This window comes from Bartonella sp. AP58NXGY, assembly GCF_042195785.1.
Classification (GTDB): domain Bacteria; phylum Pseudomonadota; class Alphaproteobacteria; order Rhizobiales; family Rhizobiaceae; genus Bartonella.
On the sequence record NZ_JBHIOY010000203.1, the window covers coordinates 1 to 506 of the forward strand.

The following is a 506-nucleotide window of genomic DNA, read 5'->3' on the forward strand; positions in this document are numbered from 1 at the left end:
CCCATCTCTTGTGCTTTACAACGTGTGCTTAATATCCTTGATAAAGTTACTCTTAAAGAAGAATCTCAAGATTTCAGAACTATCTCTAGGAATGTACAATTTTACACACGAGGAACTACAAGTCTTGAAGCACAACAAAACTTAATTGTAAAGCTTTATAATGAATTTTTCCGTTATGCTTTTCCGCGTACGGTAGAAAAATTAGGAATTGTTTATACGCCCATTGAGGTTGTGGATTTTATCATTCATTCTGTTGATGATGTGTTGCGTAATGAGTTTGGAAAAAGCTTGGGGTCACGGGGTGTCTCTATTCTTGACCCTTTCACGGGAACGGGTACCTTTATTACGCGGCTTTTACAATCAGATCTCATCAAACCAGAGGATATGGAATATAAATACCGTTACGATATCCATGCCAATGAGATTGTTCTCTTAGCCTATTACATAGCAGCGATTAACATTGAATCGACTTATCATAGTCTTATGAAAGGTGATTACATTCCTTT

The 506-nt window shown here is 36.8% G+C and carries 1 protein-coding gene; it reads left to right on the forward strand.

The features are described 5' to 3' along the window. Positions 1–506, forward strand: a 506-nt coding sequence (locus ACFINC_RS10450) for an N-6 DNA methylase (protein ID WP_375617171.1), incomplete at both ends; no start/stop codon positions are given.